General features: G+C 70.9%; 27 protein-coding genes and 3 tRNA genes. 14 read left to right on the forward strand and 16 right to left on the reverse strand.

Going from position 1 to position 25,912, the window contains the following annotated elements; translation table 11 throughout:
* Positions 1–47: 47 nt before the first annotated feature.
* Positions 48–1,076, reverse strand: coding sequence for a 6-phosphofructokinase (locus DEJ06_RS17310; RefSeq protein ID WP_071404484.1), 1,029 nt, complete (start codon positions 1,074–1,076; stop codon positions 48–50).
* Between the two features lie 73 nt (positions 1,077–1,149).
* Here DEJ06_RS17310 and DEJ06_RS17315 point away from each other — a divergent pair, with 73 nt between their 5' ends.
* Positions 1,150–2,115 (forward strand): DNA-3-methyladenine glycosylase, encoded by a 966-nt coding sequence (locus tag DEJ06_RS17315; protein WP_111040143.1) that lies wholly within the window; start codon positions 1,150–1,152, stop codon positions 2,113–2,115.
* Positions 2,116–2,220: 105 nt separating this feature from the next.
* Here the strand turns inward: DEJ06_RS17315 and DEJ06_RS17320 are convergent, their stop codons facing one another.
* On the reverse strand, positions 2,221–3,078 hold the full coding sequence (locus tag DEJ06_RS17320; protein ID WP_111040144.1) for an NAD-dependent epimerase/dehydratase family protein: 858 nt from the start codon (positions 3,076–3,078) through the stop codon (positions 2,221–2,223).
* Between the two features lie 72 nt (positions 3,079–3,150).
* Between DEJ06_RS17320 and DEJ06_RS17325 the strand changes: the two genes are divergently transcribed.
* From DEJ06_RS17325 to DEJ06_RS17355, 7 genes are all read left to right on the forward strand, one after another.
* Entirely contained in the window at positions 3,151–3,483 is a 333-nt protein-coding gene (locus DEJ06_RS17325) for a hypothetical protein (RefSeq protein ID WP_111040145.1), read from the forward strand.
* A 52-nt stretch (positions 3,484–3,535) separates the two neighbouring features.
* Positions 3,536–4,900 (forward strand): hypothetical protein, encoded by a 1,365-nt coding sequence (locus tag DEJ06_RS17330; protein ID WP_111040146.1) that lies wholly within the window; start codon positions 3,536–3,538, stop codon positions 4,898–4,900.
* Between the two features lie 66 nt (positions 4,901–4,966).
* Positions 4,967–5,494, forward strand: a complete 528-nt coding sequence (locus tag DEJ06_RS17335; protein WP_111040147.1) for an AAA family ATPase — start codon at positions 4,967–4,969, stop codon at positions 5,492–5,494.
* Positions 5,495–5,613: 119 nt separating this feature from the next.
* Entirely contained in the window at positions 5,614–6,702 is a 1,089-nt protein-coding gene (locus DEJ06_RS17340) for a TerC family protein (RefSeq protein ID WP_111040148.1), read from the forward strand.
* Positions 6,703–6,744: 42 nt separating this feature from the next.
* The gene (locus DEJ06_RS17345; RefSeq protein WP_111040149.1) at positions 6,745–7,434 is read left to right on the forward strand and encodes a YceI family protein; all 690 of its coding nucleotides are present in this window, start codon (positions 6,745–6,747) and stop codon (positions 7,432–7,434) included.
* On the forward strand, positions 7,431–7,946 hold the full coding sequence (locus DEJ06_RS17350; protein WP_071404491.1) for a sigma-70 family RNA polymerase sigma factor: 516 nt from the start codon (positions 7,431–7,433) through the stop codon (positions 7,944–7,946). The genes DEJ06_RS17345 and DEJ06_RS17350 overlap by 4 nt, the downstream gene beginning before the upstream one ends.
* A complete protein-coding gene (locus DEJ06_RS17355) occupies positions 7,943–8,650 on the forward strand; it encodes a zf-HC2 domain-containing protein (RefSeq protein WP_111040150.1) in 708 nt (235 codons plus the stop codon). The genes DEJ06_RS17350 and DEJ06_RS17355 overlap by 4 nt, the downstream gene beginning before the upstream one ends.
* On the opposite strand, the gene DEJ06_RS17360 is transcribed toward DEJ06_RS17355, so the two are convergent.
* Positions 8,647–9,126 carry a MarR family winged helix-turn-helix transcriptional regulator gene (locus tag DEJ06_RS17360; RefSeq protein WP_071404493.1) on the reverse strand — a complete coding sequence of 160 codons (480 nt, stop codon included), beginning with the start codon at positions 9,124–9,126 and terminating at the stop codon, positions 8,647–8,649. The genes DEJ06_RS17355 and DEJ06_RS17360 overlap by 4 nt on opposite strands.
* 128 nt (positions 9,127–9,254) lie before the next feature.
* Between DEJ06_RS17360 and DEJ06_RS17365 the strand changes: the two genes are divergently transcribed.
* The gene (locus DEJ06_RS17365; RefSeq protein WP_111040151.1) at positions 9,255–12,824 is read left to right on the forward strand and encodes a bifunctional proline dehydrogenase/L-glutamate gamma-semialdehyde dehydrogenase; all 3,570 of its coding nucleotides are present in this window, start codon (positions 9,255–9,257) and stop codon (positions 12,822–12,824) included.
* A 79-nt stretch (positions 12,825–12,903) separates the two neighbouring features.
* Here DEJ06_RS17365 and DEJ06_RS17370 read toward each other — a convergent pair whose 3' ends face one another.
* The 8 genes from DEJ06_RS17370 to DEJ06_RS17405 form a co-directional block, all read right to left on the reverse strand.
* On the reverse strand, positions 12,904–13,101 hold the full coding sequence (locus DEJ06_RS17370; RefSeq protein WP_071404495.1) for a hypothetical protein: 198 nt from the start codon (positions 13,099–13,101) through the stop codon (positions 12,904–12,906).
* Between the two features lie 10 nt (positions 13,102–13,111).
* The gene (locus tag DEJ06_RS17375) at positions 13,112–13,654 is read right to left on the reverse strand and encodes a dihydrofolate reductase family protein (protein WP_111040161.1); all 543 of its coding nucleotides are present in this window, start codon (positions 13,652–13,654) and stop codon (positions 13,112–13,114) included.
* A gap of 33 nt (positions 13,655–13,687) precedes the next feature.
* Complete coding sequence (locus DEJ06_RS17380; protein ID WP_111040152.1) at positions 13,688–14,029, reverse strand: hypothetical protein; 342 nt, start codon at positions 14,027–14,029, stop codon at positions 13,688–13,690.
* Positions 14,026–15,021, reverse strand: coding sequence for an SDR family oxidoreductase (locus DEJ06_RS17385; protein WP_111040153.1), 996 nt, complete (start codon positions 15,019–15,021; stop codon positions 14,026–14,028). The genes DEJ06_RS17380 and DEJ06_RS17385 overlap by 4 nt, the downstream gene beginning before the upstream one ends.
* 70 nt (positions 15,022–15,091) lie before the next feature.
* Positions 15,092–15,853 (reverse strand): YqjF family protein, encoded by a 762-nt coding sequence (locus DEJ06_RS17390; RefSeq protein ID WP_258372539.1) that lies wholly within the window; start codon positions 15,851–15,853, stop codon positions 15,092–15,094.
* Positions 15,850–16,683: a nitroreductase family protein gene (locus tag DEJ06_RS17395; protein WP_111040154.1), complete on the reverse strand. Its 834-nt coding sequence runs from the start codon at positions 16,681–16,683 to the stop codon at positions 15,850–15,852. Before DEJ06_RS17395 ends, DEJ06_RS17390 begins: the two co-directional genes overlap by 4 nt.
* Positions 16,684–16,686: 3 nt before the next feature.
* Positions 16,687–17,067 (reverse strand): hypothetical protein, encoded by a 381-nt coding sequence (locus tag DEJ06_RS17400; protein WP_111040155.1) that lies wholly within the window; start codon positions 17,065–17,067, stop codon positions 16,687–16,689.
* Between the two features lie 10 nt (positions 17,068–17,077).
* Positions 17,078–17,515 (reverse strand): Lrp/AsnC family transcriptional regulator, encoded by a 438-nt coding sequence (locus tag DEJ06_RS17405; protein ID WP_017887694.1) that lies wholly within the window; start codon positions 17,513–17,515, stop codon positions 17,078–17,080.
* Between the two features lie 245 nt (positions 17,516–17,760).
* Here DEJ06_RS17405 and ddaH point away from each other — a divergent pair, with 245 nt between their 5' ends.
* The gene (gene ddaH, locus DEJ06_RS17410) at positions 17,761–18,669 is read left to right on the forward strand and encodes a dimethylargininase (protein ID WP_071245287.1); all 909 of its coding nucleotides are present in this window, start codon (positions 17,761–17,763) and stop codon (positions 18,667–18,669) included.
* The gene (gene rocD, locus DEJ06_RS17415; protein WP_111040156.1) at positions 18,669–19,898 is read left to right on the forward strand and encodes an ornithine--oxo-acid transaminase; all 1,230 of its coding nucleotides are present in this window, start codon (positions 18,669–18,671) and stop codon (positions 19,896–19,898) included. Before ddaH ends, rocD begins: the two co-directional genes overlap by 1 nt.
* A 107-nt stretch (positions 19,899–20,005) precedes the next feature.
* On the opposite strand, the gene DEJ06_RS17420 is transcribed toward rocD, so the two are convergent.
* Entirely contained in the window at positions 20,006–20,998 is a 993-nt protein-coding gene (locus DEJ06_RS17420) for an NAD-dependent epimerase/dehydratase family protein (protein WP_111040157.1), read from the reverse strand.
* 58 nt (positions 20,999–21,056) lie between these two features.
* Complete coding sequence (locus DEJ06_RS17425; RefSeq protein ID WP_111040158.1) at positions 21,057–21,701, reverse strand: hypothetical protein; 645 nt, start codon at positions 21,699–21,701, stop codon at positions 21,057–21,059.
* Between the two features lie 205 nt (positions 21,702–21,906).
* Here DEJ06_RS17425 and DEJ06_RS17430 point away from each other — a divergent pair, with 205 nt between their 5' ends.
* Entirely contained in the window at positions 21,907–22,917 is a 1,011-nt protein-coding gene (locus tag DEJ06_RS17430; protein ID WP_111040159.1) for an aldo/keto reductase family protein, read from the forward strand.
* A gap of 140 nt (positions 22,918–23,057) precedes the next feature.
* Here DEJ06_RS17430 and DEJ06_RS17435 read toward each other — a convergent pair.
* The 3 genes from DEJ06_RS17435 to DEJ06_RS17445 all read right to left on the reverse strand — a co-directional run bounded on the left by DEJ06_RS17435 (position 23,058) and on the right by DEJ06_RS17445 (position 23,341).
* Positions 23,058–23,130, reverse strand: a tRNA-Phe gene (locus tag DEJ06_RS17435).
* Position 23,131: 1 nt separating this feature from the next.
* Positions 23,132–23,208 (reverse strand) — tRNA-Asp (locus tag DEJ06_RS17440).
* A 60-nt stretch (positions 23,209–23,268) separates the two neighbouring features.
* Positions 23,269–23,341 (reverse strand) — tRNA-Glu (locus DEJ06_RS17445).
* A gap of 258 nt (positions 23,342–23,599) precedes the next feature.
* On the opposite strand from DEJ06_RS17445, the gene DEJ06_RS17450 reads away from it, so the two are divergent.
* Positions 23,600–24,877 (forward strand): M23 family metallopeptidase, encoded by a 1,278-nt coding sequence (locus tag DEJ06_RS17450; protein ID WP_111040160.1) that lies wholly within the window; start codon positions 23,600–23,602, stop codon positions 24,875–24,877.
* Between the two features lie 34 nt (positions 24,878–24,911).
* On the forward strand, positions 24,912–25,912 hold a 1,001-nt coding region (locus DEJ06_RS17455), incomplete at its 3' end, for a hypothetical protein (RefSeq protein ID WP_146245901.1).

Raw genomic sequence — 25,912 nt, forward strand, 5'->3', positions numbered from 1 at the left:
ACAAGGAACCTCGGCGGCCGCGTCAGATGGTTATAAGGGCAAGTCACTCAGCCGAACATGATGGCGGCCTCGTCGAACCGCGCCTGCGGCACCGTCTTGAGCTCCCCGAGCGCCTCCTCGAACGAGACGTGCTCGATCTCGGTGCCCCGGAGCGCCACCATCCGGCCCCAGCGCTCCTCGACGACCGAGTCGATCGCCGCCAGCCCGAGCCGGGTCGACAGCACCCGGTCGTACGCGGTCGGCGTGCCACCGCGCTGGATGTGCCCCAGGGTCGTGGCCCGCGTCTCGATGCCCGTCATCTCCTCGATGAGCGGCGCGAGGCGCTCGCCGATGCCACCGAGCCGCGGCCGCCCGAAGGCGTCGAGCCCGCGCTCCGTGTGCGCCGTGTCCTCGTGGTCGGGGACGAAGCCCTCGGCCACCACCACGAGCGGCGCGCGACCGCGGTCGTAGGCGGCCCGCACCCACTTCGCGATCTGTTCCATGCTCGTCTTCTGCTCCGGGATGAGGATCGCGTGCGCGCCCGCAGCCATGCCGGAGTGCAGCGCGATCCAGCCCACGTGCCGGCCCATGACCTCGGCAACCATGCAACGCGAGTGCGACTCGCCCGTGGTGCGCAGGCGGTCCATCGCCTCGGTCGCGATGGCGACGGCGGTGTCGAAGCCGAACGTGTAGTCGGTCGCGCCCAGGTCGTTGTCGACCGTCTTCGGCACGCCCACGATCTGCAGGCCGGCGTCGGTCAGGCGCTTCGCGGCGGCAAGGGTGCCCTCGCCGCCGATCGCGACGATCGCGTCGATCCCGTGCCGCTGCAGGGTCGCGGAGATGTTCTCGAACCCGCCGTTGGGGCCCTCAAACGGGTTCGTGCGGCTGGTGCCGAGGATCGTGCCGCCCTGCTTCGCGATGCCCTGGATGTCCTTGCGGCCGAGCGGGACGATGTCGCCGTCGACCACCCCGCGCCACCCGTCGCGGAAGCCGACGAAGTCGTGTCCGTAGATGGCGATGCCCTTCAGGACGATCGCGCGGATGACCGCGTTCAGGCCGGGGCAGTCGCCTCCGGAGGTGAGGATGCCGATGCGCATGGGAACTCCGTTGTCGGGTGGTGGGGATCAGTGCCCATCATGACTGACGGTGGTTCCGCATTACCATCCCCGTGTGTCCCTGCTCGCTTCCGCCGCCGTCGACGCCGCTGGTGCGTCCGGTGACGCGTCTCGCGTCGACACGGTGTACCGGCCTGGAGGCGCGGTGGACGTCGCGTCGACCCTGCGGCCCCTGCAGCGCGGCTCCGGCGACCCGGCCTTCCAGGTGGTCGGCGGCGTCGTGTGGCTCGCGCTGCGCACTCCATCCGGTCCCGCTTCCGTGGCGATCCGGCGGGCCGGCGACACCATCGCGGTGTCGGCGTGGGGGAGCGGTGCGTCGTGGGCGGTCGAGCACGCCCCCGATCTGCTCGGACGCGGCGACGACTGGTCGTCGTTCGACGTCTCCGACAACGAGTTCCTCGCCGCGGCACGACACCGGCAGCCCGGGCTCCGGCTGCTCCGCACGAACACCGTGGTCGCGATGCTCGTCCCGGCGATCATGGAGCAGAAGGTGACCTCGCGGCAGGCGTGGGGTGCGTGGCGGTACCTGCTCCGTCGGCACGGCACCCCGGCGCCCGGTCCGGCACCCGCGGGCATGATGGTGCCGCCGGATGCTCGGACGTGGGCACGGATCCCGAGCTGGGAGTGGCACCGGGCAGGCATCGAACCGGGGCGCTCGGCCACCGTGATGCGCGCCGTGAAGCTCGCGCCGGCACTCGAACGGACCCTGGCGCACGGCCGCGGCGGCGAGGTCGTCTCCACGAAGCTGCAATCGATCCCCGGGGTCGGGCGGTGGACTGCCGCCGAGACCGCCCAGCGTTCCCACGGCGACCCGGACTCACCGAGCGTGGGGGACTTCCACGTGCCGGCGCTCGTCGGGTGGGCGCTCACCGGTGCCCCGGTCGACGACGACGGGATGCTCGAGCTGCTCGAACCCTGGCGCGGGCACCGGGAGCGTGTCGTGCGGTTGATCGGTGGCTCCGGGTTCCGGAAGCCGTCGTTCGGGCCGCGGATCACGATCCAGGACCACCGCGGCCACTGAGCGCGTCTGTCGGGCGGGTGTGTGGGTCCGCAAAACACCGGTGTTCGCGCATTGCACACCGGCACGTAGGTGTTCGGAGTGCGAACACCGGTGTCTCGCGGGGCGTCAGGGGTGGCGTGTGCCCACGCCCGCCAGCACGGCGCGGTACCCCTCGCGGAACGTCGGGTACTGGGGTGCCCATCCCGTCGACCGGAGGAGCGCGTTCGACAGGCGCTTGTCGCCGCCGGCCTGCCGCGCGTCACCGTCACCCGTCGACGGCTCGGCGACGTGGAGTTCGTCGGCCAGGAACCGCAGCACGTCGTCCAGCCGGCTCGGCTCGTCGTCCGTCCCCAGGTAGAGCGGTGCCGGGTCCGGCAGAGCCGCCAGGTGCACGAGTGCTGCTGCGGCGTCGTCGCGGTGGATGCGGTTCGTGTGCGGTGAGGTGCCCGGCGCCAGCCGTGCGGACCCGGACCGGACCTGCTCGATGAGCCGCTCGCGGCCGGGGCCGTAGACGCCCGACAGCCGGACCAGCACGGCGCCGGGAGCGCGCTCGCGCAGCAGGACCTCCGCCTCGACCAGGACCTCGGCGGTCGGGGTCGCACCGCGCGCCGGAGTTTCCTCGGTGACTTCGCTGCCGTCCGAGACGTCGTACACGGCGGTCGAGGACACGACGAGCACCCGTGGGTCGGCCTCCGAGGCGTCGACGCCGTCGAGCACGTTGCGCAGCCCGTCGACGTAGGTGGCGCGGTACTCGTCGACGTCGCGGCTGCCGGCTGCGAAGGCCACGACGACGACGCTCGTGTCGGCGGGGACATCGGGGACCTCGTGGCGCAGGTCGACGCTCCGGCCGGTGATCGGTACGGGGACCAGCTCGGCACGGCGGCGGAGTCCGATCACGCGGTGGCCCTGGTCGGCGAAGCGCAGACCGGCTTCGGTCCCGAGGTCGCCGCATCCGGCGATGACGACTGTCGTGGAGTTCTGCACGGCTCGACCCTGGCACGGCCGGTTGGTGGAAGGCGGGGAAGCACGCACATCGCAGATCACTAGGGTCGGCGCATGGGGCGGCAGCGGCGACGGGTGGTGCGTGACGTGGCGATCGCCCTGCCCCCGGTCGTCGAGATCGTGCTCGTCGTCGCCGGCTCGATCGTCTCCGTCGGAGCCGAGGGGGAGAGCGCGGAGTCGTGGGCGCCGTTGTCGTGGCCGCTGTACGCCGTCCTCGTGACGTTCCCGTTCGCGGTCGGCGCGCTCGTCGCGGCGGTGCGGCTCCGCGGACTCGAGGCCAGGACGCCGGCGATCTTGTTCGCTGCCCTGTCGGTGGCCGTGGGCGCCATCCCCTTCGTCGGGATGCTGAGCGTCTTCGTACAGTTTTGGAGCGTCTCGTCTAGATGAGAACGGTTATCGTCTAGACGACCGTCATCCGACACTGCACCCCAGGAGCCCCATGTCCGCTCGACCTCCACGTCTCCTCCCCGCCCTCGTCCTCGCGGGGCTCGTCCCCCTCGTCGCCACCGCGATCGCCGTCCCCGCGTCGGCTGCACCCGCCGTGACGCGGACCGCCCACCACAGCTGGCTCGTCACGGCTGACCCGACGGCGAAGCGCGTGTACGTCAACGACGCCGTGACCGGTCGGCGGACCGCCACCCTGAGCGGGATCGAGTTCGGCACCCACGCGGGCTCCGTGCAGCTCGGCCACGGGCAGATCGCGTTCATGGACGAGTCGAAGCCGCAGCTCGACGTCCTCGCCATCGGCCCCCGCGGCACGGCGCACATCGCCCAGCACTACGCGATCCCCAACGCCGACAAGCGCTGGGAGCGTGCCGGCTGGCTGTCGACCGACACCGCACGCCGGCACCTGGCGGTCGGCTCCGACTTCGACGGCTCCGAGCGACAGCGGGTCACGGTCATCGACCTGCGGCGGAAGACGGAGCGCACCGCCCGGATCGACACCTCGGCGGTGCAGCTCGCCACGACGGGCAAGCGCGGCACCGAAGAGGTCGAGACGTTCCTGGTCGGCAGCCCCCTGCGCCTGGTCGTCACCGCGGGCGGACGCCTCGACGCCTACTCCGTCTCCGCGATCATGCGCGGGGCGACGCACCCGCGCCCCGTCGCGACCACGCCCCTCGGCGCGTATCCCCACGGCCCGATCGTGAACGCCACCGGGACCGTGATCGGTTCCGACCTGGCCGCCGGCGTGCAGACCGTCCGGGTGACACGGACCGGCTTCACGGGCTCCCTGTCCGTCGCGTACCCGAAGCCGAGCGTGCAGAGCTACCGCCCCCGCATGGCGCCGGACGGGACGACCGTGGTCGGCACCCAGGCCGGCAGCACGGCTGCCGGTACCCCGTGGAACGCCGTCCCCGCGTACCTGACCACCTCGTCCACGTCGTCCAGCGGGATCAGCAGCGTCGAGCTCGGCACCGGGTCCTTCACCCGGGCCGCCGTCACCGCCCGGTTCGCCGCCGTCGCGCTGACGTCGGGCACCGGGGACTCGCTCGTCCTGGTGCGGAAGCAGGCCGACGGTGTCTACTCCGGCCCGACGACCTCGGTCGCGCTCACGCCGCTCCGCAAGGGGCCCGTCGCCGGACAGCCGGCCACCGGGGCGTCGGTGCGGTTCACCGCGGCGACCGAGGACGGCCGCAGCGTGTTCGTGACACGGGGCGACGAGGGGAAGATCACCCAGATCGACACCACCGGTGCGAAGCCCTCCGTGCTCCGCACCATCACGCTGCCCACGGCGCTCGCCGGGGGTGGGTACCTGACGACGGTCGACTCGACGGTGGCCCCGTGCGACCTCAGCGGTCGCTGACCGTTCGGTCGATCGACAACCCGCCGCCGACCGCCCCTCGGGGTGGTCGGCGGCTAGGGTCCTGGTGTGATCGTCTGGTTGAACGGAACACACGGGGCGGGCAAGACCACGACGAGCCGACTGCTCCAGCCGCTGCTCCCCGGCTCGCGGATCCTCGATGCCGAGAAGGTCGGCGAGGTGCTGATGGACGTCACGCCGGGGCTGCCGGAGAGCGACAACTTCCAGCACTGGGACCCGTGGCGGCCGCTCGTGGTCGAGACCGCTCGCCGGGTGCACGACTACGTGGGCGGGCCGCTCATCATGCCGATGACGGTCCTGGTCGAGGCGTACTGGCGGGAGATCGCCGCGGGGCTCGCCTCCCACGGCATCCCGGTCCGGCACTTCGTGCTGCACGTCGACGAGTCGACGCTCCGCGACCGGATCCAGAACGACCCGATCGTGGGGCCGTCCACGTTCCGGTTCGCGTACGTCGACGCCTACGCCGAGGCGGCGCGCGGCTGGCTGCACGCCGAGGCCGAGGTCATCGACGCGACCGAGGTCCCCGCCACCGAGGTGGCCCGGGCCGTCGCGGACGCGGTGACGTCAGCGCGCTGACAGCACGGCTCTGTCCGCCGCACGCAGCCCCCGGGTTCGCCACCGCCCGGATCATGCCGGAGACTGGTGCGGGTCGCTCACGAAGCTGCCCGCCCCACCACCAGCAAGGAAGGCTCCGCATGCCCGAGCTCCCCGTCGTGTTCGAAGTCGGCTCGATGATCGCCCTGGTCGCGATCCTGCTCGCCGACCTGCTCATCGTCGCGCGTCGCCCGCACGTGCCGACGCTGCGCGAATCCGGCATCTGGGTGGGCATCTACGTCGGGCTGGCACTGATCTTCGCGGTGCTCATGCTGGTCTTCGCCGGTGGCGACTCCGCCGGGCAGTTCCTCGCGGGCTGGCTGACCGAGTACAGCCTGAGCATCGACAACCTGTTCGTGTTCGTCATCATCATGGCGCGCTTCTCGGTGCCGAAGAAGATCCAGCAGGAGGTGCTGCTGCTCGGCATCATCATCGCGCTCGTGCTCCGCGGGATCTTCATCCTGGTCGGCGCGCAGCTCATCGAGAACTTCTCGTGGATCTTCTACATCTTCGGCGCCTGGCTGATCTGGACGGCGATCCAGCAGCTCCGCGGCGAGGACGAGGACGACCAGAAGGACACCTTCATCGTCCGGCTGCTCCGCCGCCGGGTCCGTCTCACCGACACGTACGACGGCATGAAGTTCCGCACCCATCACAACGGTGTCCGGCACTTCACGCCCCTGCTCATCGTGCTCATCGCGATCGGCACCACGGACCTGCTGTTCGCGCTCGACTCGATCCCGGCGATCTTCGGCATCACCGAGAGCCCCTTCATCGTGTTCACCGCGAACGTCTTCGCGCTGATGGGTCTGCGCCAGCTCTACTTCCTGCTGGGCGGCCTGCTCGAGCGTCTGGTCTACCTGAAGTACGGCATCGCCGTGATCCTGGCGTTCATCGGCGTGAAGCTCGTCCTGCACGCGCTGCACGACAACGAGCTGCCGTTCCTGAACGGCGGCCACCACATCGAGTGGGCGCCGGAGATCAACACGTGGGTGTCCCTGCTGGTGATCGTCGCCGCGATGGCCGTGTCGACGCTGGCGAGCCTCGTGCGGATGCGCGGGGAGACCCCCGCGACCGACGACGGCGCCGTGACGGACGACGACGCAGCGGCGATCGACGACGACCGATCCGACCAGGACCGATCCGACCAGGACCGCGCCGACCAGGACCGCGCCCGCACCTCCGACTGAAACCCGTTTGAACCATCCGCCCGGCTGCCTCGTCGTCTGGGTATGGCACTCCGCAAACGAACCAAGGTCATCATCGGGATCTCCGCCGGCGTCGTCGTCGTGGCGGCAGCAGCCGTCATCGCCGGCCCGGTCATCTACGCGAACACCGTCAACGGCCAGGCCGCCGCAGCACCCTCGCTGTCGGCGTCCTCGTCCGGCACCCTCGACGCGAAGGACGCCGACGGCACCTGGACCAGCAAGAGCAGCTCGTACGCCGGGTACCGGGTGCACGAGGTCCTGCAGGGGAATGATGTGAACGTGGTCGGTCGCACGAAGGACGTCGAGGGCACCGCCGTCGTCGACGGCGGCTCCCTCACCAAGGCGACCGTCACCGTCCAGGTCGGCAAGATCAGCACCCCGGAAGCCGCCCGCGACGAGTACTTCCGCTCCACAGCGCTGCAGACCGACAAGTACCCCACTGCCACGTTCGAGCTGACGAAGCCCGTCGACGTCACGAAGGCGCTCGACGGCTCCACGCAGGACGTCACCCTGACCGGCACGATGGACCTGCACGGCGTCGAGAAGCCGGTCACGGCCGACGCCCAGGTCGCGGTCGGCAAGGGCGGGACCGTCCAGGTCGCCGGCACCGTGCCGATCACCTTCGCCGACTACGGCGTGAAGGCCCCGTCGCTCGGCTTCGTCACCGTGGACGGGAAGGGCTCCGTCGAGTTCTCCCTCGACCTCGGGAAGTGACCGTGACGAGTCGTTCCGCGGACGAGCTGCTCGCGACGCTGTACCGCGAGCACGGTGACGCGCTCACGCGGTACGTCCGGCACCTCACGCGGGACGGCTCGACGGTCGAGGACGTCGTGCAGGAGACGATGGTCCGCGCCTGGCAGCGCCCGGCCGTGCTCGAACGGGCACCCGACAGCGCACGGGCGTGGCTCTTCACGGTGGCGCGCAACCTGGTGGTCGACGACGCGCGGTCGGCACGCAACCGCCGTGAGCACGGCACCGAGCACCAGGTCGAACGGATCGAGTCGGACAGCACGGACGCCGTGCTGGACCGGATCGTGGTCGCCGACGCACTCGCGTCGCTGAGCCCGGACCACCGTCGCGTGGTGGTGGACGCGTACTGGCTCGGGCACACGGTGCCGGAGATCGCACGACGACACGACATCCCGGAGGGCACCGCCAAGTCGCGGCTGCACTACGGGCTGCGAGCCCTGCGGCTCGCACTGCAGGAACGAGGAGTGACCCGATGAGCGACGACAAGTACGCGGAGTGGGATGCGGCGTACGTCCTGGGGTCGCTCCCGACGAGCGAGCGCCTGGAGTACGAACGGCACCTCGAGAACTGCGACCGCTGTGCGGCCGCCGTCGCGGAGCTGGTCGGTCTGCCGGGGCTGCTCGGCAAGCTGCCGGCCGACCAGGCGATCGAGATCGCAGAACCGGACGGGAGGCCCGACACCCGTTCCGAGAGCGACCTCGCCTCCGTCGCGCACCGCGTCCGACACCGTCGCCGCCGTCGCCGGGTCTGGGTCGCCGCAACCGCGGGGCTCGCGGTGGTCGCCGCCGTCCTGGGCGGGCTCGCGGTCGGTGCCGCGGGCGAGCGCACCACGGTGCAGGCCGGTGCCGCTCCGACGGCGGCTGCCACCGCCGACCGCTACGACATGACCGGCGTGCAGGGACTCGACGTCCAGCTCGCCATCAGCGGCGAGCAGTGGGGCACCCGCTTCGACTGGGGGTGCTCGTACGGCGGCAAGGAGTGGTCGCCGGACGGGTCGATCCTCTACGACCTGGTCGTCGTCCGGACCGACGGCACGACGCAGACCGTGGGCTCGTGGACGGCTGCCGGTGCCGATGCGCGCGGACTGTCGGCGTCGACGGACATCCCGCGGGACGAGATCGAGAGCGTGCAGGTCCGGCTGCGCGGTGAGCGCGGCGCGCTCGCCGTCGTCACGCTCTAGCCGACGTCGGCCTCGTCCGAGGCGTCGTCGGGGCCGATGGCGTCCTGGACCCGCGCACTGACGGACCGCAGCGTCTCGGCGTCGGTCCCCACGGGCCTCCAGAACAGGTCCTCGAGCGCACCGGTGTGTGCGCGGATGCCGGCGAGCACCGCGCGACGGCCGTCCGCGGTCATCACCACCCAGCTGCCACGGGCGTCGCTCGGGCAGTCCGCCCGCTCGACCAGGCCGCGGGAGACCATCCGCGTGACCTGGTGGCTGACGCGCGACTTCTCCCAGCCGATCCCCGCGGCGATGTCCCGGACGCGCAGACGGTGGTCGGGGTCGCGGTGCAGGCCGATCAGGATCTCGAACTCGGGGACGGAGATGCCGGCACCCGCCTGGACGGCCCGGTCGAGCGCCCGGTCGAGTCGTCGCCAGGCGTCGTGGTACGCGTCCCAGGTGGCCCAGTCGTGGCCACCGTTGCCCTCCGTCGACATGCCGACCAGCGTATCCACCGGGCGGACGATCGGACCGCGCCGTGAGCCCTTTCATCCGCTCGGATGACTCCTGGCCGACGTACGGCGTGCTCCGAGGTCGCGTCGGACGTGCGGCATACGATCGGGGGATGCCGAGCGCTCGCCTCCAGGACACCACCGATGACGCCGTCGCGCTCGTGCGCCGGTGGCTGGCGGCGTCCGCCGGGGTGAAGCCCGACCCGGGTGCGGTCCGTCTGGCCGAGGTCCTGCGCGACGAGCAGGGCCTCGACTTCACGCGGGGGTTCGTGGACAAGGTCATCCGCCCCGAAGACCCCCGGGTGGCGGCACGCAACCTCGAGCAGCTGAGCCGTGACGTCCCCGACTTCCTCGCCTGGTACCTGCGCGGGGCGGTGACGCTCGGCGGTGGGTTCGCCACCATGGCGCCCTGGGCCGTGATCCCGACCGCGCGCCGGATCCTCCGCCGGATGACCGGGCACCTGGTCATCGACGCGAGCACGAGCAAGCTCGGCCCGGCCCTCGCCAAGGTCCGCGGTCCGGGGACGCGACTGAACGTGAACCTGCTCGGCGAAGCCGTCCTCGGCAGCGCCGAGAGCGACCGACGCCTGCAGGGCACCATGGACCTGCTCGCCCGCGACGACGTCGACCACGTGTCGATCAAGGTGAGCGCCGTCGTGCCGCAGACCTCGCCGTGGGCCTTCGACCAGACCGTCGAGCGCGTCGTTGACCGGCTCGTCCCGCTGTACCGCCTGGCCGCGGCACCGACGGCCTCCGGGCGCCCCGCCAAGTTCATCAACCTCGACATCGAGGAGTACCGCGACCTCGACGTCACCCTCGCCGTGTTCCGGGCGCTGCTCGACCGTGACGAGTTCGCCGACCTGCCGGCCGGCATCGTGCTGCAGGCCTACCTGCCCGACGCAGCGGGAGCACTCGACGCGCTGACCGCGTGGGCGCAGGAACGCCGGGCGCGCGGCGGCGCCCCGATCACGGTGCGGCTCGTCAAGGGCGCGAACCTCGCCATGGAGCACGTCGACGCGATCCTGCACGGGTGGCCCCTCGCCACCTGGGGCAGCAAGCGCGAGACCGACACCGCCTACCTCCGGATGCTCGACGCCGCACTGACGCCCGAGCGCACCGACGCCGTGCGCATCGGGGTCGCCGGGCACAACCTGTTCGACCTCGCCACCGCGTGGGTGCTCGCGCAACGCCGCGGGGTCACCGACGCCGTCGACGTCGAGATGCTGCTCGGCATGGCGTCCACCCACGCACAGGCCGTCCGGGCCGACGTCGGGCAGATCCTGCTCTACACACCCGTCGTGCAGCCGGACGAGTTCGACTCGGCCATCGCGTACCTGGCCCGTCGCCTGCAGGAGAGCGCGAGCCCCGAGAACTTCATCGCCGCCGCGTCCGACATCGACCACGACGCCAGCGTCTTCGAGCGGGAGCACAGCCGGTTCCTGGCGTCCGTCGCCGCACTCGACGAGCCCGTCCCCGCCACCCACCGCACGCAGGACCGCCACCGTGCCCTCGGCGAACCCGTCCTGCGCGACGCGTTCCGCAACGCCCCCGACACCGACCCGTCCATCGCCGCGAACCGCGCCTGGGCGCTCGACGTCCTGCGCCGGGTGCCGCGCTCGCAGCTCGGCGCGCAGACGATCCGCGGTGCGAAGGTCGCCGACCGCTCCAAGCTCGAGCGGATCATGGCGCGCACCGCCCAGGCCGGCGTGAACTGGGGGCGGCAGGACCCGTCCGACCGTGCCGAGCTCCTCGACCTCATCGGGCACGAACTCGAGACCCGCCGTGCCGACCTGATCGAGGTGATGGCCGCCGAGACGGGCACGACCTTCGCCGAGGCCGACGCCGAGGTGACCGAGGCCGTCGACGCCGCCCACTACTACGCCGAGAGCGCCCGCCGCCTCGGTGACATCGAGGGCGCGCAGTACGTGCCGCCGCGGCTGACCGTCGTCGTGCCGCCGTGGAGCTCCCCCGTCGCGATCCCCGCCGGTGGCGTGCTGGCGGCGCTCGCCGCGGGCAGCGGTGTCGTGCTCAAGCCCGCGCCCGAGGCCAAGCGCTCGGGCGCCGTACTCGCCGACGTGCTCTGGGACGCCGGGGTGCCGCACTCGCTGCTGCAGCTCGTCGACCTGGCCGAGGACGAACTCGGCCGCGACCTCATCGGCCACCCCACGGTCGACCGCATCATCCTGACCGGCTCGTCCGACACCGCCCGCTCGTTCCGCTGGTGGCGTGCGGGGCTGCCGCTCACCGCCGGGACGAGCGGCAAGAACGCCATCGTCGTCACGCCGAGCGCCGACCTCGACCTGGCGGTGCAGGACATCGTGCAGTCCGCCTTCGGGCACGCCGGACAGCAGTGCTCGGCGGCGTCCCTCGTGATCCTGGTCGGGTCGGTGGGGGAGAGCGAGCGCTTCCAGCGGCAGCTCGTCGACGCCACCCGCACGCTCCGGGTCGCGTGGCCCGACGACCCCACGGCGCAGGTCGGCCCGCTCATCGCCGAACCGCAGGGCACGCTCCGCCAGGGCCTGACCGAGCTCGGGCCGGGGGAGTCCTGGCTCGTGCAGCCCGAGGCGGTCGACGACTCCGGCCGGCTCTGGTCGCCGGGCATCCGCGACGGCGTCCGCCCCGGTAGCGACTTCCACCAGACCGAGTACTCCGGCCCGGTGCTCGGCATCATGCGCGCCGAGACCCTCGAGCAGGCCATCGCCATCCAGAACGGCACCGACTTCGGGCTGACGGCGGGCATCCACTCGCTCGACGTCGACGAGGTGTCCGAGTGGCTGGCTCGCGTCCGCGCCGGCAACCTCTCCGTCAACCGCGGCATCACCGGTGCCGTCGTGGGACGCCAGCCGTTCGGCGGCTGGAAGGGCTCCTCGGTCGGCACCGGCACCAAGGCCGGCGGGCCGATGTACGTCGCGACGCTCGGCCGCTGGCTGCCCACGCCCCGGACCGTGCACAAGAGCATCCAGCTGCACGGCCTGCCCCCGCGCGTCACCGCGGTGATCGAGGCCGCACGCAGCGGGCTGTCCTTCGAGGAGTTCGACCGCGTCCGCGCCGGGGCCCTGAGCGACGTGCACGCACGAGAGACCCTCTTCCGGTCGCGGGACCTGTCCGGGCTCGTGGTGCAGCGGAACGTGCTGCGCCACCGCCCCCAGTCCGTCATCGTGCGCCAGGCCGAGGACGCCTCGACCGTGGACCTCGTCCGGACGCTCGTCGCCGCGACCTCGGCACGTGCGCACGTCCTGCTCAGCACGGCTCGCCCGCTACCCGGCCCGCTCACGCAGCTGCTGGCGGGGAACCGGTCGCCGCTCGACGTCGTCGACCACCTGGTGGAGTCCGATCAGGAGTTCCACGCCCGCGCGTCGTCGGGGGCCGTGTTCCAAGCGGACTGGTCCAGCGACCAGGACGACCAGCCGGTCGACGCGCTCGAGGCCGTGCTGTCGCAGGGGCAGGACCGCCCGGCGCACACGGCGTTCGGTGGTCCCGGTGCCCGGATCCGGTTGCTCGGCGGTGACCCGCTCGCCCTCGAAGAAGCCCTGGGTGCGAGCATCGACGTCGCGATCCACGACGCCCCCGTGGTCGAGGCGGGCGTGATCGAGATGCTGCCGTACCTGCGGGAGCAGTCGGTGTCGATCACCGCGCACCGGTTCGGCGACGTCGACAGCGACTTCTCCGAGTTGCGCGTGTAGGCGCTTCCGCTTGGTGAGCAGAAGAGGTCGGGTCCCGTGTGGGGACCCGACCTCTTCTGCTCACCAAGTGACTCGAGGATCAGTCCTCGGCGTCACCCGCTTCTTCGTCCTCGACGCCGGTCTCGTCCATGCGGTCCCGCAGGTGGTCCGCCATCGCGCCGGCACCTTCACCGGCGTGGTCGTGGTCGACCTGCTCGATCAGGCCCTGCAGCTTCTCGTGGTTCGTGGCATCGGTGGCACCGTCCATGACGGGCTCGGTCTGCTCGTTGTCGCTCATGCTCCGGACGCTACGCCGCGGTTGCTGCGGAACGGTAGTGGAGTTCGACCGCCCCGCCGTCGAACTGCGTGGTGCCGACGAGCTCGAACACCGGGGTCGGTGCGGCGACCGGCAGCAGGGGCGCTCCGGCGCCGAGCGCGACCGGCATCACGGTGACCCGCAGCTCGTCGAGGATGCCCGCCTGCTGGTACTGCGCCGCGAGCAGTCCGCCGCCGACGACCCAGACGTCGCGGCCGTCGGCCACGCGCTCGAGGTCGGCCTGGTGGTCGCCGACCTCGCCCGAGACGAAGCGCACGTCGGCGCCGTCCGGCACCGGCAGGTCACGGGTCGTGAACACCCACGTCGCCAGGTCCGGGTACGCCCACGTGTCGTCGTGGTCGAGTAGCCACTCGTACGTCGTCGACCCCATCGCGATCGCGCCGACGCCCGCGTAGAACCGGTCGTGGTGCTCCTGGAACGGCTCGAACCCGAACTGCAGCAGCCAGTCGAGGTTGTCGTCGGGCGCAGCGACGAAGCCGTCCAGCGAGGACGCGACGGAGTAGATCGTGCTCATGCCGGGGACGCTACCGAGCACCTCCGACAGGACTCAGCGGCGTCCTCCGCGACCGACGACCGCTGCCTCGGCGATCGCCAGGACTGCGGCGATCCAGAGCTGGTCGACCGCGAACCGGCGTCGACGTGGATCGACGGCGAGCGGCACCATCGTCGCACCGTGCAGGGCATCCACGACGGCGCTCAGGGTGTGCGCATTGCCGGAACCCGCCCGCGCGACGAGCGCAGCTTGTGCGATCTGCCGGACCCCGAGCACACCGTGCAGCACCGCCTGGTCCGACCCTCGGGCCGCACGGCTCAGGTGCCACAGGCCGAGCCCGGCCCGGGCCAGCTCGACGACGGCCGTCCCGCTCACGGTCGACGACCGGCGGCTCATCGTCGGCGTCCCGCGACGAGTGCAGCGGCCCCGGCGACACCGAGCACGGCCCCGATGATGCCGTTGCCGACCCGGCGGTGCTCCACCCACCACGTCTGCGGCGACCAGGCGTGGGCGGACTCGTCGAAGACGCCGTGCGCTCCGTGGTCGCCCGGCACCGGCTCGTACAGGTTGTCCCGCATCTCGAGGCCGTCCTTGTCCGGTGCCTGCTGGCCGTCGACCAGGGTCTTGGCGGCGTACCAGTCGGCGAAGCGTCCGCTGATCCGGTTGCCGAGGATCGTGTAGACCGTCGACTCGCCCACCCAGGTGCGGCTGCGCGGTCGCTCGGCCACGGCGGCGATGGCGCGGGCGCCGACCTCGGGCTGGTAGATCGGGGCGACCGGCTGCGGGTGGTGCGGCAGCTTCGACTTCACCCACTGGAACTGGATCGTGTTGAGCGCCGGCATGTCCACGCGGGACACCTTGACCTTGCTGCCCTGTTCGCGCAGCTCGGAGACGACGGACTCGGTGAACCCGACGATCGCGTGCTTCGCACCGCAGTACGCGGCCTGCAGGGGGATCCCGCGGAACCCGAGTGCCGAACCGACCTGGATCACGTGCCCACGGCCGCGGGGGACCATCCGCGACAGTGCCGATCGGGTGCCGTTCACGAAGCCGAGGTAGGTCACGTGCAGCGCCCGCTCGAAGTCCTCCGGCGCGGTGTCGAGGAACTTCCCGAACACTCCGACCATCACGCCGTTCACCCACAGGTCGATCGGTCCGAGCTCCCGCTCGACCCGGTCGGCCGCGGCCTCGACGGCGTCGCGGTCGGAGACGTCGGCGACCAGGGCCAGCCCGCGTCGCCCGGCTGCCTCGACCTCGGCGACGGCGGCGTCGACGCCCTCCTGCCCGCGGGCCAGGACGGCCACGTCCCACCCCCGTGCGGCGAGCTCCCGGACGGTCGCCCGTCCCAGTCCTGCGGATCCACCGGTCACCACTGCCACTCGAGTCATGGCTCCCTTGTACCTGCGGCCGGCCGTGCACCACTCAGCCGCTGTCCCCCGATGCGGCAGCAGCCGTGCCTCAGCGCCCCCGACCGAACCGCGTCGTGACCCCCGGCGAGTAGAGCACCGAGTCCGGCTCGAGCTCCGTCAGCCCGAATGGCAGCCCGGCCGCTCCGACCAGGTCGTCCCGCAGCGACACCACCGAGGCCCGGTGCAACGGCCACGACTCGTGCTCGTTCGGCCAGAACCGCGTCCGTCCGGCCCGGTGCACGTGCATGCCCCACCGCGCCGTCAGGAACGTCTCGAGGGGCCCCGGCTCGTCGAGTGCCTCACCGATCCGGACGTCGAGCATCGACCGCAGGTGGGTGCCGTGCCGACGCATCGCGTACCCCACGCGGCCGTCACCGCTACGCGACTCCGCGACCGCCCACCGGTACGGCAGTCCGGTCGCGACGCGCGCACCGATGGTCGGCAGGAGCTTTCCGGCATCGAGCGACAGGAACACCACCCCCCGCTGCCCCTGCTCGTCGACCGTGTAGACGCGGACGTTCAGCTCGACGAAGTCGCCGATGCTTCCGGTCGAGAACGGCGGGAACCGCGTGTCCTCGAACCGGAACGCGATGAGGCCCACCCAGGTGGTCACCCCGTCGTCGGTGCCGTTGAGCGCCATCGTGTCGGGCCTCGTGCCGGCCGGCAGCAGCGGGGCCACCGCCGACACGTCGACGCGCCAGTGCACGAAGACGACGTCGAGCCAGTCCTGCGAGATCCAGGGGCGGCCCGGCAGGCCGGGGGCGACGGCCTGGAGGCTCGGGGTCACGTGGGTGGGTCGGGTGTCGGTCACGATGTGGTCGCCTCCGGTTTGATGTGGGCTGCGACGGGTGCGTCGTCCCACCCGCGCTGCGGGGTGTCGCAGGTGCCGCGGAACACGTACTGCGAGGGACGCTTCCGCTCGCTCGACGTCCAGTCGATGGCCGGACGTCGTCGTTCCGGGGGCAGGTACCCGATCCGGTAGACGGCCATCAGCTCGAGCGACTCGGGCACACGGAGCAGTCCCTCGATCTCCTCCCACGCGCCGGGGGTCTCCATCGGGAAGGACACGAACTGGATCCCCAGGCCGAGCTCGGTCGTCGCGAGCCAGATGTTCTCCATCGCCGCGCCCATGCTGAACACCGAGTAGAAGCCGGACAGCTCCTCCTTCCGGTACTCGTGGCGGTCGAGCATCACGCCGAGCAGCAGCGGCGACCCGGCGACGAGCTTCCGGTTCTCCTCACCCAGGGTCTGCGGCACCCGGAGCGTGTTCATGAGCAGCTGCCCGCGCTTCGTGAACACCTGCTTCGTGAACGGCCGCAGCGGCCCGGGGAGCTTGTCGAACAGCATGCCGTCGCGCCGCTCGTCCATCTCGGCCTTCGAGAACCGGAAGTACGGCTTGTACCGCTCGAAGAACGTTCCCTCGGCCATGGTGCGGGTCATCGAGCTGCCGCTGATCTCGGCGACGCGGTCGATCGTCTGGCGTTCCTCGATCAGCACGAAGCGCCACGGCTGGCTGTTGAGCTGCGACGGCGCCCGGCCGGCGAGCTCCATGAGCAGCCGCTGGTGCTCGTCCGACACCGGATCGGGCAGGAACGGCCCGTTCGTCGTGCGTCGTCGTCGGATGGCCTCGAACAGCTCCACTGCTCACCTCTCTGATCGCCTGCGAGCGAGCACGGCCCCCAGGTAGGACGGTGCGGCGGCGACCGCAACCTTCCAGTGTGCTCCGGAGCGCGGGTTGGTGCGTGGAGCGACCGCCAGCGGCACGAGTGCCGGCAGCAGGAACAGTGCGGTCCGGTCGCGTGTCCACACGAGGGTGGTCGCGGCGACGCCGGTCAGGGTCACGGTCACGACGAACAGCCCGTGGTGCACGACGCGGAGCTTCTTCGTGCGGATCAGCCGCACGGCGACCGCGGTGCCCCACAGGCAGTTCGCGACGTAGGCAAGGCCCGCAGCGGTGACCAGCTGCCGGGCCGGACGCGATCCCGTGGGCGGTGATCCGCGCCTCCCGGCCGTCTTCCGTCCCATGCGTGGGACGTTACGCGGTCTCTCGACTGACGAGCTTGGAGAGCACGATCGCGGAGCGGGTGTGGTCGACCTGGGGTGCGAGGCGGACCTTGTCGAGCGCCTCCTCGAGCGCGGACAGGTCCTTCGAACGCATGTGCACGACGGCGTCGGCGCTGCCGGTGACCGTGCCGGCGTCGATGACCTCGGGGACGGTGTCGAGCAGGGCACGCAGCTCGTCGGGCGAGACGGTGCCGCGGCAGTAGAGCTCGACCCAGGCCTCGGTCCCGCGGTCCTCGACGGCGGGGTCGACCTTGATCGTGAAGCCCTGGATGACGCCGTCACCGACCAGCCGGTCGACACGGCGCTTGACGGCCGAGGCCGAGAGTCCGACCACCGACCCGATGTCGCCGTAGCCGGCGCGGGCGTTGTCCCGGAGCTGATCCAGGATGCGGTGGTCGAGCGTATCCATTTGTCCCCATCGTACGCGGACTTGTTGCGAGGCTGGTGGGTCTCGCGCACGAAACGTGCGTCACCCGAACGGGTGTCACGGTCCCGCAGGCGGGGGACTGCACTCCGTGGACGGTGTGTGGAAAGATCGACACGGCGTCGACCTGGTCCGCTGCGGTGAGTGAGCCTGCATCTCACCGGAGCTCTTCTCCTCGTTCCGTTTCGGTTCCTGGCAGGCTCGGGCCCCGGTCCCTTCCAGGAGGACTGATGTCGAACACCGCACCCGCCCCCGAGTCCGTCGCCACCCCGGCCCGTGTCGCCACCAAGCGCACGATCCTGATGTGCAAGCCGGACTTCTACACCGTGAGCTACCGGATCAACCCGTGGATGCACCCGGAGGAGCCGACCGACACGTCGAAGGCCGTCGAGCAGTGGGAGTCGCTCGTCGCCGTCTACGAGCAGCTCGGCTTCGACATCTCGTACATCGACCCGATCGACGGCCTGCCGGACATGGTCTACGCGGCCAACGGCGGGTTCGTCCTCGACGGCATCGCGTACGGCGCGAAGTTCCAGTACCCGGAGCGCCAGCCCGAGGGCCCCGCGTACATGGACTGGTTCCGCCAGGCCGGTCTGACCGTCGCCGAGCCGGAGCAGACCAACGAGGGCGAGGGCGACTTCCTGCTCATCGGGGACACCATCTTCGCCGGCACCGGCTTCCGGTCGGACAGCACCTCGCACGACGAGCTCGCGAAGATCTACGGCCGCGAGGTCGTCACGCTCAAGCTCATCAACCCGAGCTTCTACCACCTCGACACCGCCATCGCCGTGCTCGACCCCGAGCCCGCCGTCGACGGGACGAGCAACATCGCGTACCTGGAGAGCGCCTTCGACGAGCCGTCGCTGGCGATCCTGCGCGAGCGCTTCCCGGACGCGATCATCGCCACGGAAGAGGACGCCGCGATCCTCGGCCTGAACTCCTACTCCGACGGGTACAACGTCGTGATCGCCGCCCGGGCTGTTCGGTTCGCCGAGCAGCTGCGCGAGAAGGGCTACAACCCGATCGGCGTCGACCTGTCCGAGCTGCTGCTCGGCGGTGGCGGCGTGAAGTGCTGCACGCTCGACCTGCACCCGGTCGGCACCGGCACCTCGGTCGCGCGTTCGCTCGGGGTCAGCTGATGTCGGCGGCAGCGTCGCTCGGGGTCAACACCGCGGCGGCGCTCGCCGTCGAGGACCGCGCCCTCGCGCACAACTACAGCCCGCTGCCCGTCGTCATCGCGTCGGGTGCCGGAGCGACCGTCACCGACGTCGACGGCAAGCAGTACCTGGACGGCCTCGCCGCGTACTCGGCGGTGAACTTCGGCCACGGCAACCCGCGGCTGCTCGACGCCGCACGGGCGCAGCTCGACCGCGTGACGCTGACCAGCCGCGCGTTCGTCAACGACCAGCTCGGGCCGTTCGCGGCAGCACTGGCAGCGTTGACGGAGACCGAGATGGTCCTGCCGATGAACACCGGTGCCGAGGCCGTCGAGTCCGCGATCAAGGTGTCCCGCGCCTGGGGCTACCGGGTCAAGGGCGTGCCGGCAGAGCGGGCGACGATCATCGTCGCGTCCGGGAACTTCCACGGTCGCACCACGACGATCATCTCGTTCTCGGACGACCCCTCGGCCCACGATGACTTCGGGCCGTTCACGCCCGGCTTCCGCACGGTGCCGTACGGCGACGCTGCGGCCCTGCGCGAGGCGATGGACGAGACCGTCGTCGCCGTGCTGCTCGAGCCGATCCAGGGCGAGGGCGGCGTGGTCATCCCGCCGGAGTCCTACCTCCCTGACGTCCGCGCGGTCTGCGACGAGTTCGGTGCGCTGTTCATCGCCGACGAGATCCAGTCCGGCCTCGGTCGCACGGGGCACACGCTCGCGGTGCAGCGCGTCGGGGTGCGTCCCGACCTCATCACACTCGGCAAGGCCCTCGGCGGCGGCATCGTGCCGGTGTCCGCGGTGGTGGGCTCGCGCGACGTGCTCGGCGTCCTGCGTCCCGGTGAGCACGGTTCGACCTTCGGCGGCAACCCGCTCGCCGCAGCCGTCGGCGCCGAGGTCGTGGCGATGCTCGGAGAGGGCACCTTCCAGCAGCGGGCCCTCGACGGCGAACCGCTGTTGCGCGGCCTGCTCGACGACCTGCTCGGCAAGGGTGTCGTCTCGCACCGGGTCGCCGGACTCTGGGCGGGGATCGACATCGACCCCGCTCTCGGCACGGGCAAGGCGATCTCGAAGGACCTCGCCGACCGCGGGCTCCTGGTGAAGGACACCCACGGGTCGACGATCCGCTTCGCGCCGCCCCTGGTCGTCACCGACGACGAGCTGCGCTTCGCGATCGGGACCCTGGCGGACGTTCTGGCGGCGCGCGCCTGACCTGATCCGCAAAACACCGGTGTTTGCGCGTTGAACCCCCGCATGCCGCGGTGCGGAGCGCGAACACCGGTGTCTTGCGTGCGCCGGCGCGCGTCACCAAGTGCGGCTCACACCGCCCAGCGCGCCGCCAGCTCGTCCATCAGGCCATCGAGTCGCTCGTCGACGACCTGCTCCTCGGGGTGCGCCTCGTACCAGGCGATGACCTCGCGCACACCCTGCCGGTAGGTCGTGCGCGGCCGGTACCACGGCACGAGCGACCGGACCTTGCTGTTGTCGAACACCGAGCTGTTCGCCTTGTCGCCGAGCAGCGCCGCGCCCCACTCAGGGTCGACGGCGTTGATCGCGTCCGCCGGCACGTGCACGATCCGCAGGTCCTCGACCCCGGCCGCCGCAGCGATCTCGTGCGCGATGGCGTTCCACGTCGGCGCCTCGTCGCTCGTGATCGTGAAGGGCTCACCGATCGCCTCGGCCCGGTCGAGCAGCCCCGTGAACCCGACCGCGAAGTCGCGGCTGTGCGTCAGGGTCCACAGCGACGTGCCGTCGCCGGTGATGATGACCGGCTTGCCGGCACGCATCCGAGCGACCGCGGTCCAGCCGCCGGTCAGCGGCAGCTTCGTCTCGTCGTAGGTGTGCGACGGACGCACGATGGTCACCGGGAAGTCCTGCTGCCGGTACGCCTCCATCAGCAGCTCCTCGCACGCGATCTTGTCGCGCGAGTACTGCCAGTACGGGTTCTTCAGCGGCGTCGACTCCGTGATCGGCAGGTGCGTCGCCGGCGTCTGGTACGCCGAGGCCGAGCTGATGAACACGTACTGCCGCGTCCGCCCGGCGAAGAAGTCGACGTCGGCCTGCACCTGGTCCGGCGTGAAGGCGATCCAGTTCACGACCACGTCGAAGCGCTGGTCGCCGAGTGCGTCCGCCAGTGCGCTGCGGTCCGACACATCAGCCTGGAGGCGCGTCACACCCTCCGGGATCGGCCTGCCCCCGGTGGTCCCCCGGTTGAGCACGGTCACGTCGAACCCCTGCTCGACGGCTTCCCGGACGCAGGCGGCGCTGATCACGCCGCTCCCGCCGATGAACAACACGCTCGCTCCGGTCATGGATGCTCCCTCGCTTCCGGCGGCACCGCTCCGTGCCGCAACCCTTTCGATCCTGCACCTACCCGTCGGGGCGGGCACGGAGCACGGCTTCGATCGAAGTGGTGCCCTCAGCCCAGGACGCCGCGTGTGGACTGATCCAGCCGAGCAGTTCGAGTGCGAAGTCGTGGTCCCGCTGCAGGTTCCGCGCGTGGATGGGTTCGTGGTGCGCGGCGCGGTTCCGCACGAAGTGCAGCTGCTGGAGCCGTCGCGCCACCTCGCTCCGTCGGATGCGCAGGTTGTCCGGCCCGTGCGGAAAGGCTCGATGCAGGCCAGGCACCCAGAGCGAGGTGTGGTACCGCGATTCGACGAGGTACCGCCAGAACCCGAAGCTGAGCTCCGCGATGACCCGTCCGTGTACTTCGGGACGTCGACCTTCTCGACCCGCCCGTGCCCGTGCCTTCGCGAGGTCGGCACGCCCGCGGCTGTCGAGTGGTGCGATGTCGAACCAGGGCGGCCCGGTGCGGCTCGATGCCCACGCGCAGAGTTCACGGTCGAGCGCATTGCGAGCGAACACCTCGACGACGCCGGTGAGCTCCATGACTGCCGCCGCGGCTCGCATGTTCCACTCGTAGAGCCGCAGTGCTTCAGTCGATGACCCCGTCCGCCCTGCGTACGAACGGAGCCGATCGGCTGTGATGAGCCGCTCGAGCTCGTCTTCCTGCATCCCGCCTCGCCTGCTAACGTTGTTCACGAAGACCCCGGAACGATCCCTGGCTCAGGCCACATCGCCGGGGTTTCGTCTTTATCGATCGTCTCTGATACATCAGCGTACAGGCGTGCACTCGCAGGCCGAGTGCTCCTGGGGGCGACGGGACTACCGTCACGGTTCGGGTCGCACCGACGCGCCCCACGACAGGAGTGACACGCACATGGAGTACCGCTACCTCGGCAACTCGGGCCTCAAGGTCTCCGAGATCACCTACGGCAACTGGCTCACCCACGCATCCCAGGTCGAGAACGACGCGGCGATCGCCTGCGTCAAGGCCGCCCTCGAGGTCGGCATCTCGACGTTCGACACCGCCGACGTCTACGCCAACACCGGCGCGGAGACGGTCCTCGGCGAAGCGCTCAAGGGGGAGCGGCGCCAGTCCCTCGAGATCGCCACGAAGGTGTTCGGGCCGACCGGTCCGAAGGGCCACAACGACACCGGGCTGTCCCGCAAGCACATCCTCGAGTCGATCGACGGCTCCCTGCAGCGGCTGCAGACGGACTACGTCGACCTGTACCAGGCGCACCGCTACGACCACGAGACCCCGCTCGAAGAGACGATGCAGGCCTTCGCGGACATCGTGCGCCAGGGCAAGGTCCTGTACGTCGGCGTCAGCGAGTGGACCGCGGACCAGCTGCGGGCCGGCGCTGCGCTCGCGAAGGACCTCGGCTTCCAGCTCATCTCGAACCAGCCACAGTACTCGGCACTGTGGCGGGTCATCGAGGACGAGGTCGTCCCCACCTCGAAGGAACTCGGCATCTCGCAGATCGTCTGGTCACCGATCGCCCAGGGTGTGCTCACCGGCAAGTACAAGCCGGGTCAGCCGCTGCCCGAGGGCTCCCGCGCGACCGACGACAAGGGCGGCGCGGACATGATCAAGCGGTTCATGCGCGACGAGGTGCTGTCCTCGGTGCAGGAGCTGCAGCCGGTCGCCGACGAGCTGAACCTGTCGATGGCGCAGCTCGCGGTCGCCTGGGTCCTGCAGAACGACAACGTCGCGAGCGCGATCATCGGGGCCTCGCGTCCGGAGCAGGTGCACGACAACGCGGGCGCTGCCGGCGTCACGATCCCCGCGGAGCTCATGTCGCGGATCGACGATGCCCTGGGCGCCGTGGTCGAGCGCGACCCCGCGAAGACGAACGACAGCAGCCCGAAGACCCGCGAGGCGTAGGCAGTCCGCAAAACACCGGTGTTCGCCCGTTGAACACGCGCATGCCGCGGCTCGATGCGCGAACACCGGTGTTTTGCGAGCAGGTCACACCGGCCAGACAACGGAAAAGGCCCCCTGCCGAAGCAGGGGGCCTTCACCGGTGGCTGGACACGGCATCGATCCGTGGACCTTTCGATTTTCAGTCGAACGCTCTACCAACTGAGCTATCCAGCCGTGGCGACCCTGACGGGACTTGAACCCGCGACCTCCGCCGTGACAGGGCGGCACGCTAACCAGCTGCGCTACAGGGCCATGTTGTGTTGTGTCTTGCTGTGGTGTTGTTCAGTACTACTTGCTCGCTCACTCAAGGAGTGACCCCAACGGGATTCGAACCCGTGCTGCCGCCGTGAAAGGGCGGTGTCCTAGGCCACTAAACGATAGGGCCGCAAGCAGTGCATCGCGCTACCGATGGACAAGCATACGGATGCCCCCCGGGTTTCACAAATCCGACCCCGCCAACCGTGCATCCCCGGCGTGTCGCGGCGTCAGCGCACGGGTCTCCGATGCTGTCGGTGCGAGCATCGTCGGCGGCCGCACCCCTCGTCCGAGGGGCTGTCGAGCCTGCGACCCGTGTTGTTACTGTTGCACCTGTTAACAGTGTTACGTGCGTGAGCCTTGCCGCGCTGTTACGAAATCGAGATACATGTCGACCTCCACTCCCTTCTCCCTCCGCTCCCGCAGCCGCCTGATCGCCGCCGCGGTCGCCGTCGCGCTCACAGCCGGCACGCTCGCGGTCCTCGCCCCGGCCTCGTCCGCCAGCGCTGCGAGCTACCCCAGCTGGGACGAGGTGCAGCGGGCGAAGTCGTCGACCAGTGCCCAGCAGGCCAAGGTCAGCGAGATCAAGTCGCTCATCTCGTCGCTGAAGAGCGAAGCGGCTGCCAAGCAGAAGGCCGCACAGGCAGCGGGCGAGGCGTACCAGGCCGCGCAGAACAAGTACGACGAGGCGACGCTCAAGCAGAAGAAGTTCCAGTCGCAGGCCGACGACGCCGAGCAGACCGCCGCGCGGTCCGAGGAGCAGGCCGGTCAGCTCGCCGCCCAGCTCGGTCGCACCAGCGGTGACGACGTGACGACGGACATCCTCACGCACCCGTCCGACTCCGGCGACCTGCTCTACGAGCTCGGTGCCATGTCGAAGCTCAGCGAGCAGTCCGAGGGCATCTACGCGCAGGCCTCGCAGGACCGCGGTGTGGCCCAGGGCCTCGCCGACAAGGCCGACCGCGCCAAGCAGGCCCTCGGGGACCTCGCCGACGCCGCACAGTCGAAGATGCAGCAGGCCCAGGGAGCCGCGGACGCCGCACAGACCGCGGTCGACGCCCAGAACGACAACGAGTCCAGGCTCGAAGCGCAGCTGACCGCGCTCACCTCGAAGCAGCGCGGCGTCGAGGCCGACTACCGCAAGGGCGTCGCCGCCGAGAAGGCCCGCCAGGCCCGCCTCGCAGCAGCCGCCGCGAAGGCAGCAGCCAAGGCCGCGGCGACCAGCCAGGGCGGCACCGGTGGCGGCAGCGCCAACCCGGCGGGCTGGGTCCGACCCGCCGGCGGGTTCCAGACCAGCCCCTACGGCTACCGCGTCGACCCCTACACGCACGTCAGCGCCCTGCACGCGGGCGTCGACCTGGCCCCCGCTTGCTACGCCCCGATCTACGCGGCACACGACGGCACCGTGACCTTCGCCGGCAATGGTGGCGGGTACGGCAACGAGGTCATCCTCGACAACGGCGGCGGCATCTCCACCGCGTACGGCCACGTCGTCGACGGCGGGATCATGGTCACCGCCGGGCAGCACGTCACCGCGGGACAGCAGATCGCCAAGATCGGATCGACCGGCTGGTCGACCGGGTGCCACCTCCACTTCGAGACCCGGATCAACGGCGCTGCCGTCGACCCGGTCCCCTTCATGGCAGCGCGGGGGATCTCGGTATGAGCATCAGCGCCACCAGAAGGCGTCGACCCACGTCATGACCACCTCCGCTCGCTCGTTCTCCTGCGGGATCGCGACCATCGCCGTGCTCGGCATCGGCCTGTCGGTCGTCATCGCCGGACCGGCCCAGGCCGCACCCTCGGGTCCGTCCTGGGACGACGTCAAGGCCGCCAAGTCCGATGCGGCCGACGCCCAGCAGACGGTCGACGAGCTGAGCGACCGGCTCGGCACGCTGCAGGACGCCGCCGACCAGGCCGGGGTCGCCGAGCAGCAGGCCGGGCAGGCGTACGCCCTCGCGGCGTCGCAGCAGCAGGAGGCGAAGGACACCCTCGCCGACCTGTCCGCGCAGTCGAAGCGTGCGAAGACCCGGGCGGACGACTCGGCCGGCCAGGTCGCCGGGCTCGTGGTCGAGCTGTCCCGCACGGGCGGCGGTGACCTGTCGACGACCATGCTCATGGACTCGTCGGACTCGAAGGACCTGCTCTACCGCGTCGGCACGATGTCGCACTTGTCCGAGCGCTCCGCGACCGTCCTGGCCGAAGCACGCGCCGACCAGAAGACCGTCGAGTCCCTGGCCGCCCAGCAGTCCGCGGCCGAGAAGGCCCTGAGCAAGGCGACCGAGGCGACGAAGACCACCTTCGCGACGGCCAACGACGTGGCCGCGGGCGCCCAGGCCCGGGTGCAGAAGGAACAGGACCAGCAGGCCGAGGTCCTGCGCCAGCTCGCGTACCTGAAGGGCACGAGCGTCGCGACGGAGACCGCGTACTGGAGTGCGCAGCAGGCGAAGGCCGCCGCGGCCGCCATCGCGAAGCAGACGCGCGACACCGGCACCGGGAACGGCTCCGGCACCGGGAACGCCACCGGCGGCGGCACGAGCGGCAGCAACACCGGCAACACCGGCAACACGGGCGGCACCGGCAGCACCGGCGGCGGGACCTCCACCCCGGCCGTGCCGAGCACGCCGATGGTCGCGATCCCGCAGGAGAACGAGCGAGCGGAGGTGGTCATGACGTGGGTCGACGCCTTCTGGTGGCGCTG

Source organism: Curtobacterium sp. MCLR17_051, from assembly GCF_003234395.1.
GTDB lineage: Bacteria > Actinomycetota > Actinomycetes > Actinomycetales > Microbacteriaceae > Curtobacterium > Curtobacterium flaccumfaciens.

What these genes read in the sequence shown, in the direction of transcription:
- DEJ06_RS17380 (WP_111040152.1), bottom strand. Translation starts at nt 14,029, where the DNA reads ATGAGCCGCCGGTCGTCGACCGTGAGCGGGACGGCCGTCGTCGAGCTG.
- DEJ06_RS17345 (WP_111040149.1), top strand. Translation starts at nt 6,745, where the DNA reads ATGGCACTCCGCAAACGAACCAAGGTCATCATCGGGATCTCCGCCGGC.
- DEJ06_RS17420 (WP_111040157.1), bottom strand. Translation starts at nt 20,998, where the DNA reads ATGACCGGAGCGAGCGTGTTGTTCATCGGCGGGAGCGGCGTGATCAGC.
- DEJ06_RS17425 (WP_111040158.1), bottom strand. Translation starts at nt 21,701, where the DNA reads ATGCAGGAAGACGAGCTCGAGCGGCTCATCACAGCCGATCGGCTCCGT.
- ddaH (WP_071245287.1), top strand. Translation starts at nt 17,761, where the DNA reads ATGTCGAACACCGCACCCGCCCCCGAGTCCGTCGCCACCCCGGCCCGT.
- DEJ06_RS17355 (WP_111040150.1), top strand. Translation starts at nt 7,943, where the DNA reads ATGAGCGACGACAAGTACGCGGAGTGGGATGCGGCGTACGTCCTGGGG.
- DEJ06_RS17450 (WP_111040160.1), top strand. Translation starts at nt 23,600, where the DNA reads ATGTCGACCTCCACTCCCTTCTCCCTCCGCTCCCGCAGCCGCCTGATC.
- DEJ06_RS17400 (WP_111040155.1), bottom strand. Translation starts at nt 17,067, where the DNA reads ATGGGACGGAAGACGGCCGGGAGGCGCGGATCACCGCCCACGGGATCG.
- DEJ06_RS17385 (WP_111040153.1), bottom strand. Translation starts at nt 15,021, where the DNA reads ATGACTCGAGTGGCAGTGGTGACCGGTGGATCCGCAGGACTGGGACGG.
- rocD (WP_111040156.1), top strand. Translation starts at nt 18,669, where the DNA reads ATGTCGGCGGCAGCGTCGCTCGGGGTCAACACCGCGGCGGCGCTCGCC.
- DEJ06_RS17330 (WP_111040146.1), top strand. Translation starts at nt 3,536, where the DNA reads ATGTCCGCTCGACCTCCACGTCTCCTCCCCGCCCTCGTCCTCGCGGGG.
- DEJ06_RS17360 (WP_071404493.1), bottom strand. Translation starts at nt 9,126, where the DNA reads ATGTCGACGGAGGGCAACGGTGGCCACGACTGGGCCACCTGGGACGCG.
- DEJ06_RS17405 (WP_017887694.1), bottom strand. Translation starts at nt 17,515, where the DNA reads ATGGATACGCTCGACCACCGCATCCTGGATCAGCTCCGGGACAACGCC.
- DEJ06_RS17430 (WP_111040159.1), top strand. Translation starts at nt 21,907, where the DNA reads ATGGAGTACCGCTACCTCGGCAACTCGGGCCTCAAGGTCTCCGAGATC.
- DEJ06_RS17310 (WP_071404484.1), bottom strand. Translation starts at nt 1,076, where the DNA reads ATGCGCATCGGCATCCTCACCTCCGGAGGCGACTGCCCCGGCCTGAAC.
- DEJ06_RS17375 (WP_111040161.1), bottom strand. Translation starts at nt 13,654, where the DNA reads ATGAGCACGATCTACTCCGTCGCGTCCTCGCTGGACGGCTTCGTCGCT.
- DEJ06_RS17370 (WP_071404495.1), bottom strand. Translation starts at nt 13,101, where the DNA reads ATGAGCGACAACGAGCAGACCGAGCCCGTCATGGACGGTGCCACCGAT.
- DEJ06_RS17340 (WP_111040148.1), top strand. Translation starts at nt 5,614, where the DNA reads ATGCCCGAGCTCCCCGTCGTGTTCGAAGTCGGCTCGATGATCGCCCTG.
- DEJ06_RS17365 (WP_111040151.1), top strand. Translation starts at nt 9,255, where the DNA reads ATGCCGAGCGCTCGCCTCCAGGACACCACCGATGACGCCGTCGCGCTC.
- DEJ06_RS17325 (WP_111040145.1), top strand. Translation starts at nt 3,151, where the DNA reads ATGGGGCGGCAGCGGCGACGGGTGGTGCGTGACGTGGCGATCGCCCTG.